General features: G+C 59.4%; 11 protein-coding genes and 1 pseudogene. 3 read left to right on the top strand and 9 right to left on the bottom strand.

Translation table 11 applies throughout. The annotated features are described in order from the left end of the window. Positions 1 to 85: 85 nt before the first annotated feature. The gene (gene creC, locus AC1RS8_RS24550; protein ID WP_489339359.1) at positions 86 to 1,504 is read right to left on the bottom strand and encodes a two-component system sensor histidine kinase CreC; all 1,419 of its coding nucleotides are present in this window, start codon (positions 1,502 to 1,504) and stop codon (positions 86 to 88) included. Beyond that, positions 1,504 to 2,184 carry a two-component system response regulator CreB gene (gene creB, locus AC1RS8_RS24545; protein ID WP_407516214.1) on the bottom strand — a complete coding sequence of 227 codons (681 nt, stop codon included), beginning with the start codon at positions 2,182 to 2,184 and terminating at the stop codon, positions 1,504 to 1,506. Before creB ends, creC begins: the two co-directional genes overlap by 1 nt. A 200-nt stretch (positions 2,185 to 2,384) precedes the next feature. Between creB and AC1RS8_RS24540 the strand changes: the two are divergent. After that, positions 2,385 to 2,732 (top strand): annotated as a pseudogene (locus AC1RS8_RS24540) (RHS repeat-associated core domain-containing protein); the annotation flags it as partial. Positions 2,733 to 3,166: 434 nt separating this feature from the next. Here the strand turns inward: AC1RS8_RS24540 and rloA2 are convergent. Continuing rightward, entirely contained in the window at positions 3,167 to 3,670 is a 504-nt protein-coding gene (gene rloA2, locus AC1RS8_RS24535) for a retropepsin-like aspartic peptidase RloA2 (protein ID WP_489339360.1), read from the bottom strand. Between the two features lie 164 nt (positions 3,671 to 3,834). Here rloA2 and yihG point away from each other — a divergent pair, with 164 nt between their 5' ends. Further along, positions 3,835 to 4,722, top strand: coding sequence for a 1-acylglycerol-3-phosphate O-acyltransferase, YihG family (gene yihG / locus AC1RS8_RS24530; protein ID WP_489339361.1), 888 nt, complete (start codon positions 3,835 to 3,837; stop codon positions 4,720 to 4,722). Between the two features lies 1 nt (position 4,723). On the opposite strand, the gene AC1RS8_RS24525 is transcribed toward yihG, so the two are convergent. Beyond that, positions 4,724 to 5,278: a DUF2780 domain-containing protein gene (locus AC1RS8_RS24525; protein WP_489339362.1), complete on the bottom strand. Its 555-nt coding sequence runs from the start codon at positions 5,276 to 5,278 to the stop codon at positions 4,724 to 4,726. A 225-nt stretch (positions 5,279 to 5,503) separates the two neighbouring features. On the opposite strand from AC1RS8_RS24525, the gene AC1RS8_RS24520 reads away from it, so the two are divergent. Next, positions 5,504 to 6,532: an RHS repeat-associated core domain-containing protein gene (locus tag AC1RS8_RS24520; protein ID WP_489339363.1), complete on the top strand. Its 1,029-nt coding sequence runs from the start codon at positions 5,504 to 5,506 to the stop codon at positions 6,530 to 6,532. Between the two features lie 52 nt (positions 6,533 to 6,584). On the opposite strand, the gene fdhA is transcribed toward AC1RS8_RS24520, so the two are convergent. The 5 genes from fdhA to AC1RS8_RS24495 form a co-directional block, all read right to left on the bottom strand. Beyond that, positions 6,585 to 7,784, bottom strand: a complete 1,200-nt coding sequence (gene fdhA / locus AC1RS8_RS24515; RefSeq protein ID WP_090451825.1) for a formaldehyde dehydrogenase, glutathione-independent — start codon at positions 7,782 to 7,784, stop codon at positions 6,585 to 6,587. A gap of 203 nt (positions 7,785 to 7,987) precedes the next feature. Further along, entirely contained in the window at positions 7,988 to 8,845 is an 858-nt protein-coding gene (gene purU / locus AC1RS8_RS24510; RefSeq protein ID WP_007981374.1) for a formyltetrahydrofolate deformylase, read from the bottom strand. Positions 8,846 to 9,014: 169 nt separating this feature from the next. Next, positions 9,015 to 9,647, bottom strand: a complete 633-nt coding sequence (locus AC1RS8_RS24505) for a sarcosine oxidase subunit gamma (protein WP_150813795.1) — start codon at positions 9,645 to 9,647, stop codon at positions 9,015 to 9,017. A 156-nt stretch (positions 9,648 to 9,803) separates the two neighbouring features. Further along, the gene (locus AC1RS8_RS24500) at positions 9,804 to 12,821 is read right to left on the bottom strand and encodes a sarcosine oxidase subunit alpha (RefSeq protein WP_489339364.1); all 3,018 of its coding nucleotides are present in this window, start codon (positions 12,819 to 12,821) and stop codon (positions 9,804 to 9,806) included. Beyond that, positions 12,818 to 13,147 carry a sarcosine oxidase subunit delta gene (locus AC1RS8_RS24495; protein WP_057713000.1) on the bottom strand — a complete coding sequence of 110 codons (330 nt, stop codon included), beginning with the start codon at positions 13,145 to 13,147 and terminating at the stop codon, positions 12,818 to 12,820. Before AC1RS8_RS24495 ends, AC1RS8_RS24500 begins: the two co-directional genes overlap by 4 nt. Between the last annotated feature and the right edge of the window lie 6 nt (positions 13,148 to 13,153).

The raw sequence follows: 13,153 nt of genomic DNA, 5'->3' as shown, positions 1-13,153 counted from the left end.
TGGATTCGGTATGTGGTGGGGCCATGGGGGGAATGTGGAGATTGTGTGGAGATTCAGCCTGCTCGCGATTGGCCGTAACTCGGTCTTAAGGCAGGTGTAACTTCACCTCCACACCGCCGTCGACATTACCAATACTCATCGTACCGCCATGCAGCTTGACCACTTCCTCGACAAAGTTGACCCCGAGCCCGGTGCTTTTGCGCCCACTGTCGGGACGCGGCAACGAGTAAAAACGCTCGCTCAAACGCGGCAGCGCGTAGTCGGGAATCGGCTCTGCCTGATTGAAAAGCTTGAACTCGACCTGCTCGCCTGTCCGTTCGGCGGTGAATCGCAGCACACCTTCAACAGGGGTGAAATCCAGCGCATTGTCCAGCAGATTACCCAACGCCTGACGCAGCAGAAATGGCTCGCCGATCAGCACCAGGTCCGATGAAATCGTTTGCTCTACGCGAAACTGTTTACCTTCGATTCGCGCAGATTGCGCGTTCAGCAGGCCATCCACCAAAGCCGCCAATGGCACCGCCACCCGCTGTTCCAGCCCTTGGCGTTGCTCGACCTGCGCCAGGTTCAAAAGCCGCTCGATCAACTGCTGCATGCGCGCACTTTCACTGTCGATATTGCCGACGAAACGTTGCCGCTGTGCCAGAGGCATTTCGCCCTGCAACAGTTCCGCCGCGCCACGAATCGCCGCCAACGGACTCTTCAACTCATGGGTCAAGGTGTGCACGTAACGTTCGACGTAGGCCTTGCCTTCAAGCTGCGTGCGCATCTGCTCCACTGCCGTGGCCAATTGCTCCAGCTCACCGCCGCGATAATGCGGCACTTCAACCCGCCGGCCTTCACTGACGCCTTGGGCGTACGCCGTCAATCTTCGCAGGGCTCGGCTCAGCCACCAGGACAACAACGCGCCGAACAGCAGACCGAGACCGATCAGCCCGGCTCCGTACGCCAGCAACCGGCGTTCCGTGCGATCCACATAGGGCTGCAACGAGCTGTTGGGCTTGGCCACAGTGACCACGCCGATGATCTGGCCGTTGTCGCGAATCGGCGCGCCGACGTGCATCACCGAAGACGCCGGATCGTTCGGGTCATTGCGCGTGGAGCGTGCGCCGTATTCGCCACGCAGGGTCAGGTAGACGTCGTTCCAGCGCGAGTAATCCTGCCCCACCGCCGTCCCGCTGGAGTCCAGCACGACGAAGCCCTTGGCGTCGGTGACGTAGATGCGGTGGTTGACCTGATTCTTTGGCAAGCCCCAGATTTTCGCTCCGGGCTGTCGCTCACCATAGGCCTTGAGCAGTTCCGGCCAACGGTTCTGGTTGAGGCTGCCGGCCTTGAAGTCGTCGCGCAGGATCTCGGCCATCAGGTTGGCGGTATCGACCAGGGTTTCTTCGGTGGACTGGCGCACGCCGGGGCGGATCTCCTGCATGACCGTGTTGAGCACAAAGTAGCCGGTCAGGCCGATGAACAGTGCGTAGACCAGGAAAATCCGGATTCCCAGCGGCATCAGCTTTGTCCCGGGTTGTAGCTGTAGCCGAGGCCGCGGTGGGTCTGGATCGGTTCGGCATCAGCCTTCACCAATCGCAACTTGGCGCGCACGCTCTTGATGTGGCTGTCGATGCTGCGCTCGTAACCGGCGTCGGTCGCCACACCCAGGGCATCGAGCAACTGTTCGCGGCTGAAGACTCGCTCGGGTTGCTCCAGCAGGCATTGCAGCAGACGGTATTCATGGCGGGTCAGGGTCAGCAGTTGACCGCGATAACTGATTTGCACACGCTCACTGTCGATGCGAAACAGCGTCGCCGACGGGTCGCTCACCGTGCGGGGCACCATGCGCTTGAGAATCGCCCGGACCCGCGCCGCCACTTCTCGAGGGCTGAACGGTTTGACCACGTAATCGTCGGCGCCGATTTCCAGGCCCACGACGCGATCGATTTCGCCATCCCGGGCGCTGAGGAACATCACCGGCACTTCGCTGAAGCGCCGCAGTCGCTTGCAGGTTTCGAAGCCGCTGATGTCCGGCAGGCCGATATCGAGAATGATCAGATCCGCCGGGGTCTGGCGCTGATGCTCCAGCGCCGCCGCGCCCAGGCTCAGCCATGTGGTGGTGAAGCCCTCGCCTTGCAGGGCGAAAACCAGGGTGTCGGCAATGGCCGCTTCGTCTTCGACAATCAGGATATGAGGCATGGCGTCCGAGCCCGGCAGTGATGTGGGCGAACGGTGACTCAAGGGGGAATCGGCGTCAATCCGGCTGTGTTAATTGGCGGCGAGGCCTGTGGTACCTAGCAGTACTGTTAGTAGGCAATGGATGAAAACAAGCTGATTCTGATAGCCCGTCTTTTTGGTACTGACACGGAGACCAGTCAATGCCTTCGAACTCTCGCAAAACGATTCTGCTGGCAACCGATCATCAGCGCTCGGTAATAAACGCCCTGGACGAGAATCGGCCACAACCCATCGCCTACACACCCTATGGTCATCGCCCAGCCGAAAACGGCTTGCTCAGCCTGCTGGGTTTCAACGGCGAACGGCCGGACCCGCTGACCGGGCATTATCATTTGGGCAATGGTTATCGGCAGTTCAATCCGGTGTTGATGCGGTTTAATAGCCCGGATAGTTGGAGTCCGTTTGGGGAGGGTGGGGTGAATGCGTATGGGTATTGCGACGGAGATCCCGTGAATCGGGCAGATCCAACGGGGCACGCCTGGGGACTTTTGAAAGCGCTGAGACGGATTAATATCCTCAAGAAGAAAACCAGAATCCCCAAAGAAATGGAAAATTACGCCTTCATCGAAAAACCAAAGACGTCGTTTGATAAAAAAGTAGCTAAACAAATCGATAAAGATTTCAGAAAAGGTAAACCGTCAGCCGAGAAAGTACAAAAACGAGAAGACCGTTATTGGAAAAAGGAAATACAAAAAACCGGTAAAAGACCAGATGAGCTAATTGCTCAAGCTAAGGAGAGGTTTGAAAAAAGTCGCCCACCTGATACCTCTCCCCCCTCCTTGACGCATGTAGTGCTCCCACCCAACTCGAGGGTAAAATCGATCGGTAACATAAACGATCAAAATAAGAAAACCGAACTCATTCGGACGGGCTCAAGTAGCGCTACCAACTAGGCAAGACAGCACTTGCGGTTGATTAGTTGTAGTGATTCGTGAGAAGTGAATCAACAATCCGGCTTATCCGCCGTAAACCGCCGAGCCGGATTCACCGCCGCGCCAAACTCACGCAACGCCTTGGCCCCAATCAGCAACGGATAGTTGAAGCTGCTGCGATCAGTCAGGTTGACCTCGACCGTGCGCTTGACGTTGCCCAGGCACAATTCCAGATCGACCACCGGACGCTTGCTGGGCGCGGTGGCGTCTTCATCCTCGTCCTCTTCGGAACGGGTCTTGATCTTGCTGATGCGCGCGATCTTGTGCTCGTAGACCTTGTTGCTCGCATCCTTGGTCGCGAGGCGGAAACGCACCCAGTCTTCACCGTCTCGCTTGAAGGTTTCGATGTCCTTGGCCGACAGCGACGCAGTCAGCGCGCCAGTATCCATCTTGGCCTTTAGCACTTCGCCGCCGATTTCCGGCAGGGCGATGTATTCGTAACGACCATAGAGGGTCGGCTCGGCGGCCATGACCGGCAGGGCGATGAGGGAGAGCACTGCAAGGAGGGATTTCACGTAATGGGTTTCCATGAGAGTGAGCAGTCGGATTTTAGACCGTCGTGCGCTTGATCGTTCCCACAAGGTTACCGACCCAAAAGTGAAACATTCGTCAGCACCGATTTGGCCTGTCGCCCGAAGCTGCTTATCATGGCGCGCCCAACCGCTTCCACGAGTGACTTATGCGCCGCCTGCTCACCGGCTGTTTCGTGACCCTGCTGCTCCTGCTCAACACCCTGATCCTGATCGGACCGTTGATGGTGTTTGCCCTGCTCAAACTGATCCTGCCCGGCCGTTTTCGCGATTACGCCTCATGGTCGGTGATGTGGATCGCCGAGACCTGGTCCGAGATCGACAAGCTGATCTTCCGTGTCTGCATCCCTACCCAATGGGACATCCGTGGCGGTGACGATCTGCGTCGCGACACTTCATATCTGGTGATCAGCAACCATCAATCCTGGGTCGACATCCCGGCGCTGATCCAGACGCTGAACCGGCGCACGCCGTTCTTCAAATTCTTCCTCAAGAAAGAGCTCATCTGGGTGCCCTTCCTGGGCCTGGCGTGGTGGGCGCTGGATTACCCGTTCATGAAACGCTACAGCAAGACGTTCCTGGCGAAATACCCGGAACTGGCCGGCAAGGATCTGGAAATCACCAGACAGGCCTGTGAATTGTTCAAGCGCCAGCCAGTGACGGTGGTCAACTACCTCGAAGGCACCCGCTTCACGGCGGCTAAATGTGCCCAGCAACAGTCACCGTTCAATCACCTGCTCAAGCCCAAGGCCGGCGGGGTGGCCTTTGTGCTGGCGGCGATGGGTGAGCAGCTCGACGCGATTCTCGATGTGACAGTGGTTTACCCGCAGCAGACGATTCCGGGGTTCTGGGACTTGATCAGCGGCAACGTTCCGCGGGTCATCATCGACATCAAGACTCGCGAACTCGACCCGGCGCTGTGGCAGGGCGATTACGAAAACGACCCTGCGTTTCGCGAGAAGGTCCAGAACTGGGTCAACCAGCTCTGGATCGAGAAGGACCGGCGCATCGACGCGTTACGCGCCGGGCGCCGCTGAATCAGTTACCGGTGCCGGTGCCCCAGATGCTGCCCAGGCTGCTCAGCAGCGAACCGCCGACGCCCTGCTGACCGAAGTATTGCAGGAGCACCGGGGCAAACTGGCCGATCATGCCGCTGTCCATACCCAGGGCGCTGAAGGCGTTGTTCAGGTCGTTGGTGTCCTTGACGTTGCCCAAGGCGTTGTCCAGCCCTGCGGCTTTGCCGCTGGAGCCGAGCAGACCGGCCAGTGCACCCAACTCCCCGCCGCCCGAGAGCATGTCGATGCCCGGCACGCTTTTGGCCAGTTCCGAGTAGTCGGTCGAACTCAACTGGTTCTTCGCCAGCCCCAGCATCGCCCCGGCACCGCCAACGGCTTGCTCTGGGGTGATGTCCAATTCACTGAGGGTGCTCAGCAGGTTGGCGGTCTGCGGTGTCGGTGCGGCGGTCGCGGCCTCGTCACCACCCTTCATGCCGGCAATGGCATTGACCGCATCGCCCAGATTGAACTGTGCGAAGACCGGGCTGGCAGTCAGGGTCAGGAGTGATGCCAGTGCAAAACCGCGTGAAATCTTCATTCAGACATCCTCTTGTGCCATGAAAAACGCCCGGCTTACGGGCGCAAAGCTGCCGATTTGACCGGGCAGACGCGGGCATGTTCCTCAGATCTCCATCCATTTACCATCCGCTCGTCACAAAGTAGCCCTGAAGCCTGCGGCACTATCAGATCTGCCAGTAGGCGGTTCTGTTCGAATGCGCCACAGTAAAACCCTGGATCGACAAACTCATTCAGGAACCCGGCCATGCTCCCCAATCGAGAAACTCTGCTCTGCAGTTACCGCTACGACCCGCTGGATCGTCTGGTTGATTGCACTCCCTCTGCGCAGTCCCCCAACCAACGCTTTTACCTGAAAGATCGTCTAGCCACGGAGATTCAAGGTGTGGTGCAGCATTCGATCATGCAGCACGACGATAAACTGCTGGCTCAGCAGCAGCGTCAGAGCAGCACAGCAGAAACCCGCTTGCTCGCCACGGATCAACAGCGTTCGGTTTTGAATGTACTTGATGTCGCTCGACTACATCCCCTCGCCTATTCACCCTATGGTCATCGCCCTGCGGAAAGTGGCTTGCTCAGCCTGCTCGGCTTCAACGGCGAACAGCCGGATCTGGTGACGGGGTGTTATTTGTTGGGGAACGGTTATCGGGCGTTTAACCCGGTGTTGATGCGGTTTATCAGCCCGGACAGTTGGAGTCCGTTTGGGGAGGGCGGGTTGAATGGGTATGCGTATTGTGTGGGGGATCCGGTGAATCGCCATGACCCGACGGGGCACACCCCGAGTGGGTTTAAAAGAATTCTGCGTGCAATTGGGCTCATGAGAAAAAAAACACCTGTTGTGGATCTCAGCAGCACCAGAGCCAGTACTATACTCCCCCTTCAAGGTAATCAACGGCCGCGTAATACAAGCATAGGGTCCGAGAGGATAAGCACTGACCAGACAAACATCTCAGGAACTTCAAAAACAGAACCATTAAATATTACTAAAGAAGAGGCAACCGAAAAAATTTCAACTTTACAAGAACTGCAGACGCAGATGAAAAGCAAAATCAAAGAACTAGATAAAAAATCGAACGACCTTGGAAATACCATCGCCAGCCAGGAAAGTAGAGCAGAACAATATCGCTACGACAGGCGTTTAGATCGTGAAGCTACACCCTCTAACACCTTAGAATTAATTTACGCGCGAAATGCAATACGCAATGAGCGTATAAAGCATAACAACACCCTACGCAGCACCGAAAAACTTATTGAACAATACTTACGATATACATAATGATTAAAAACCGTTTAAAAAAAAGGGCGACAACATGTCGCCCTAAATTTATTTACGCAGCACTAAACATCTTATGCGGATCAATCACAAACTTCTTCGGCACGCCCGCATCAAACTCGCCATAACCCTGCGGCGCCTGATCCAGGCTGATCACCTGCACGCCCACCACTTCGGCGATGTTGATGCGGTCCCACATGATTGCCTGCATCAGCGCGCGGTTGTACTTCATCACCGGGGTCTGGCCGGTGTGGAAGCTGTGGGACTTGGCCCAGCCCAGGCCGAAGCGGATGCTCAGGCTGCCCATTTTCGCGGCAGCGTCGACAGCGCCCGGGTCTTCGGTCACGTAGAGGCCGGGGATACCGATCTTGCCTGCCACACGCACCACGCCCATCAGCGAGTTGAGCACGGTGGCCGGGGCTTCGTGTTTCACGCCGTCATGGCCATGGCCACGGGCTTCGAAACCAACGGCGTCGATGGCGCAATCCACTTCCGGCTCGCCCAGCAGTGCAGCGATCTGTTCATGCAGCGGCGTGTCCAGGGACAAGTCGGCGATCTCGAAGCCCTGAGCCTTGGCGTGGGCCAGGCGAACGGTGTTGACGTCACCGATGATCACCACCGCCGCGCCCAACAGACGAGCCGAAGCAGCCGCCGCCAAACCGACCGGACCGGCACCCGCGATGTACACGGTGCTGCCCGGGCCGACGCCAGCGGTCACGGCACCGTGATAGCCGGTCGGCAGGATGTCGGAGAGGCAGGTCAGGTCGCGGATTTTTTCCATCGCCCTGTCGCGATCCGGCAGTTTCAGCAGGTTGAAGTCGGCGTACGGCACCATGGCGTATTCGGCCTGGCCACCGGTCCAGTCGCCCATGTCGACGTAACCATAAGCACCGCCCGGACGTGCCGGGTTGACGCTCAGGCAGACGCCTGTGTGCATTTCTTTGCAGGAACGGCAGCGCCCGCAAGCCACGTTGAACGGTACGGACACCAGGTCGCCGATCTGCAGGTTCTCGACGTCGCTGCCCTTTTCGATCACTTCACCGGTGATCTCATGGCCCAGGACCAGACCGGTTTGAGCGGTGGTACGGCCGCGCACCATGTGCTGGTCGGAACCACAGATGTTGGTGGAAACCACGCGCAGGATCACGGCGTGGTTAATTTTCCTGCCACGCGGGTCCTGCATTTTCGGATAATCAATACTCTGCACTTCGACCTTGCCAGCGCCGAGATACACCACACCACGATTGCCAGACATGCTTTCACCTCGCTGTTGTTTTTATGGAACCGCGTTGCCCAGGCAGGCAGCGCGTTAAATGCTCGGGTTATTGCCGTTGTCATTTGTGTTGCTTGTAAGGGCCTCATCGCGAGCAAGCTCGCTCCCACAGGTTTTTGTGTCGTTCACAAATCTTGTGTCCGCCCCCGATCCACTGTGGGAGCGAGCTTGCTCGCGATGGCGATTTAAAGAACGACCGTACGATTGGCGTTCAAAAACACTCTTCTCTCGATGTGATACCCAACCGCCCTCGCCAAAGTCAGCCCTTCGATATCCCGCCCCTTGGCGATCAGGTCTTCCGGATAATGGCTGTGGTCCACCGCCTCCACACCCTGGGCAATGATCGGGCCTTCATCCAGGTCGTTGTTGATGTAATGCGCGGTGGCGCCCACCAGTTTCACGCCCTTGTTGTAGGCCTGGTGGTAGGGCTTGGCGCCCTTGAAACCGGGCAGCAGGGAGTGGTGGATGTTGATCGCCTTGCCATCGAGCTTGCGGCACAGCTCCGGCGACAGCACTTGCATGTAGCGCGCAAGGATCACCAGTTCCGCACCGGACTCTTCAATGACCTGCCAGACCTGACGTTCCTGGGACGGCTTGTCGTTCGGATCCAGCGGGAAGTGGTAGTACGGAATCTGGTGCCAGTCAGCCAGTGGCTTGAGGTCCGGGTGGTTGGAGACCACGGCGGCCACGTCCATCGACAACTGGCCGATGCGCTGGCGATAGAGCAAATCGTTGAGGCAGTGATCGGCCTTGGAAACCATGATCACCACTTTCGGCCGGTAGTTCGGCGCGGTCAGTTCGAAGATCATGCCAAAGGCTTCACCGCGCTCGGCGAGGCCCGCGCGGAAGGACTGCTCGTCGAAACCGTCAGGCTGGCGGAATTCCACACGAATGAAGAAACGGCCCGAGAGTCGGTCATCGAAGGAATGGTGCTCGGTGACGTAGCAGCCCTGCTCGAACAGAAAGCGGGTCACCGCGTCCACGGTGCCGAGGACGCTGGGGCAGTCGGCGGTCAGAATCCATGTGTCTGGGGCGCGGCTCATGGTGCGGTGACTCCTGTGATATCTAAAGATGACGCTGCATCTTGTGGGAGCGAGCTTGCTCGCGATGGGCGTCAACGATAACGCGTACTTACTGGATCAACGCGTCGCCCTCAAGTCCATCGCGAGCAAGCTCGCTCCCACAAGTGATCGCCTCCATGGCGGGTGGTGATCAAGCCTGAACGCTGAGGCCGAACTCGGCAGAAGCATCCTGCAGCCACAACCACCAGTAATCCGAGAAGCTGCGACGAATCAGCAGTTCCCAGGTGTCTTCGGCGGTGTGACGGATCATCAATTGCGACTTGGCGAACACCGTGCCGACGGCTTTGCCCACCGGGAAGTTGTTCGGGTGCACGTCGTAGCTGGTGGACTTCATCAGTACCTGGCGCACGTTGGGGCCGCTCAGTTCGAGGAGTTGCTGGCCGCCGCTGACGTTGACGATTGCAATGTGCAAATCGCCCAGTGCTGCACGCAGTTTTTGCTCGGCGGCAAGTTCTTCACCGGTCGGCACGATCAGCAGCCACTCATCCGGCCCCATCCATTGCAGACTGGTTTCGCCTTTGACGATGACGCTCAGCGCGCCCGGCAACTCGATGCCCAGGGCCTTGTGCACGCCCGCGGCAAACGCGGCATCGTGGCCATCGCCGCGGATGGTCAGGTGGCCGAGGAGTTTTTTCTCACGCACGGTCACGCCGGCGTTCTTGCGACCCTTGCCCACCAGGCTGGCGAGGTCGGCGTGATGCAGCGACGACTCGGCCTTGGCCCCGGAGGTTGGGCGTTGTTGGTAAACATTGGCTGCGGTCATAAAGCACCTGTTTTGAATTCTGTTGGTTCTGGCCCTTGTGGTGGCTGTTCTATCGCCATCGCGAGCAAGCTCGCTCCCACAGGGGTTAGGCGATCTCCTGTGAGAGCGAGCTTGCTCGCGATGGCGGCAGCTCACACCCCACAGGACCCGAAGCCCTTACACGTTCTGGCGTTCGCCTTTCGGATCAAAGAACACCGAAGAAACGATTTCCGCCTCGATCACGCTGCCGTCCGCCAATGGCGCGAAGACACGTTCGCCCATGCGGTTCAGGCCGCCCTTGACTACGCCCATGGCGAACGAATAGCCCAGGGAGTTGTGCAGGTAACTGGAAGTCACGTGACCCACCATGGTCATCGGGATGGCTTGCTTGGTGTTGAACACCAGTTGCGCACCTTCCGGCAGCCATTTGTTCGGATCGATCGGCTTCAGGCCAACCAGCTGTTTGCGCTGATCACGCACGCAGTCTTCACGGTTCATGCCACGCCAGCCGATCCACGAAAACGGTTTGGTGCGACCGACACACCAGCCCATGTTCAGGTCGTCCGGGGTCATCGAGCTGTCAGTGTCCTGACCGACGATGATGAAGCCCTTCTCGGCCCGCAGCACGTGCATGGTTTCTGTGCCGTACGGCGTCAGGTTGTACTTCTTGCCGGCGTCGACGATTTTTTCCAGCACGCCCATGGCGTAGTCGGCTTGCACGTTGACTTCGTACGACAGTTCACCGGTAAACGAAATCCGGAACACCCGCGCCGGCACACCACCGACCAGACCCTCTTTCCAGGTCATGAACGGGAAGGCTTCGCTGCTCAGGTCGATGTCGGTGACTTCAGCGAGCAGCTTGCGGCTGTTCGGCCCGGACAGGGTCATGGTCGCCCAGTGGTCGGTGACGGAGGTGAAGTACACCTTCATGTCCGGCCATTCGGTCTGGTGGTACAGCTCCAGCCACTGCAGCACACGAGCCGCGCCGCCGGTGGTGGTGGTCATGACGAAATGGCTGTCGGCCAGGCAAGCCGTCACGCCGTCGTCGAAGACCATGCCGTCTTCTTTGCACATCAGGCCGTAACGGGCCTTGCCCACATCGAGCTTGGTCCAGGCGTTGGTGTAGACGCGGTTGAGGAACTCACGCGCATCCGGGCCCTGGATGTCGATCTTGCCCAGGGTCGAAGCATCGAGCAGGCCGACGCTGTCGCGCACGGCTTTGCATTCGCGCTTCACCGCGGCATGCAGGTCTTCACCGGATTTCGGGAAGTACCAAGGACGCTTCCACTGGCCGACGTCTTCGAACTCGGCGCCGCTTTTCAGGTGCCATTGATGCAGTGCGGTGTAACGCACCGGCTCGAAGATGTGCCCACAGTGACGACCGGCCACGGCACCGAAAGTCACCGGCGTGTAGTTCGGACGGAACATGGTGGTGCCCATCTGCGGGATGGTCACGTTCAGCGAGCGGGCAGCGATGGCCAGGCCGTTGACGTTGCCGAGCTTGCCCTGATCGGTGCCGAAGCCCAGTGCGGTGTAGCGCTTGACGTGCTCGACCGACTCGAAGCCCTCGCGGGTCGCCAGTTCGATGGCGGCGGCGGTGACGTCGTTTTGCAGGTCGACGAATTGCTTCGGCGCCCGTGCGGTGTTCTTTTCATGGGGCACCTGGAACAGCGCCAGAGTCGGCTCTTCGAGACGGCTCAAGGCTTTTGGCAACACACCTTCAACCGACTGGAAGCCAGCTTCGGCAGCAGCGCGAACGCCACCTTCAAAACCGTCGGCCAGGGAATCGCCGAGGCCGTAGACGCCGTTGATGCCACCGACGCACACGCGCTTCTGCGGTGCTTCGCCCGGTACGAAACCGAGGATGTCTTCACGCCAGATCGGCTTGCCACCCAGGTGTGAAGCCAAGTGAACCACCGGGCTGTAGCCACCGGAGCTGGCGACCACGTCGCAGTCGAGCCATTCGCCAGGGCTGGTCACGGTGTGGGCTTTGACATCGATGGCGGCCACACGGGCAGCGGTCACGTGCTTGCTGCCACGAGCCTCGATCACGGCACTGCCGGTGAGGATGCGGATGCCTTTGGCGCGGGCTTCTTCCACCAGCGCACCACGCGGATTGCTGCGGGCGTCGGCGATGGCCACCACTTGCAGGCTGGCATCGAGCCAATCCAGGGCAACGCGGTAGGCGTGGTCGTTGTTGGTCGACAGCACCAGCTTCTTGCCCGGTGCCACGCCGTAACGACGCACGTAGGTCGAGATGGCGCCGGCGAGCATGTTGCCCGGCACGTCGTTGTTGCCGTAGACCAATGGACGCTCGTGAGCGCCGGTTGCCAGTACCACGCGATTGGCGCGGACCCGGTGAATGCGCTGACGCACCTGGCCAATCGGTGCGCGGTCGCCGAGGTGATCGGTCAGGCGCTCGTGAATGGTCAGGAAGTTGTGGTCGTGGTAGCCGTTGACGGTGGCGCGCGGCAACAGCAGCACGTCCGGGGTGTTCTTCAGCTCGTCGATGACGCTGGCCACCCACTCCATCGCAGGCTTGCCGTCGAGGCTTTCGCGGGAATCGAGCAGGCTGCCGCCGAACTCTTCCTGTTCATCGGCGAGGATCACCCGGGCACCGCTGCGCGCAGCCGCCAGGGCAGCCGCCAGGCCAGCAGGGCCAGCACCGACGATCAGCACGTCGCAGTGCTGGTTCATGTAGTCGTAGGTGTCCGGATCGTTCTCGGTCGGCGAGCGGCCCAGGCCGGCAGCCTTGCGGATGTACTTCTCGTAGGTCATCCAGAACGATTGCGGGTACATGAAGGTTTTGTAGTAGAAGCCCGGCGGCATCAGCTTGCCGCCGACCTTGCCGAGAATCCCCATCATGTCGTTGTTCACGCTCGGCCAGCCGTTGGTGCTGGTGGCGACCAGGCCTTGATACAGCGCCTGTTGCGTAGCACGCACGTTCGGGATCTGCGTGGCTTCGGTGGCGCCGATCTGCAGCACCGCGTTCGGCTCTTCGGCACCGGCGGCGAAGATGCCGCGCGGACGAGAATACTTGAAGCTGCGACCGATGATATCGACGCCGTTGGCCAGCAGTGCAGCGGCCAGGGAATCGCCTTCGAAGCCTTTGTAGTTCTGGCCGTTGAAGGTGAAGGTCAAGACTTTGTTGCGGTCGATCCGTCCGCCGTTGGACAGGCGATTGATCTGGCTCATACCTTCTCTCCCAGAGCCGTGCTGGCCGCTTTCGGGCTATCGGTCTTGTCGGTGAATTGTGGCTTGGTGCCGATCTTGTAGGTTTCGAGAATCTCGTAGGTCACGGTGTCGCGGGTGACGTTGAAGTACTGACGGCAACCGGCGACGTGATCCCACAGCTCGTGGTGCAGACCGCGCGGGTTATCGCGGAAGAACATGTAGTCGCCCCACTCCTCGTCGGTGCAACTGCTCGGGTCCAGTGGGCGCGGGATGTGCGCCTGGCCGGATGCATGGAATTCCTCTTCGGAGCGCAGTTCGCCGCAGTGAGGACAGAAGATATGCAACATAGGGAT

It is taken from the genome of Pseudomonas sp. GW821-FHT12A04, assembly GCF_058807755.1.
The sequence above is the reverse complement of the archived record's forward strand: the minus strand, read 5'-3'. Positions and strand labels throughout refer to the sequence as shown.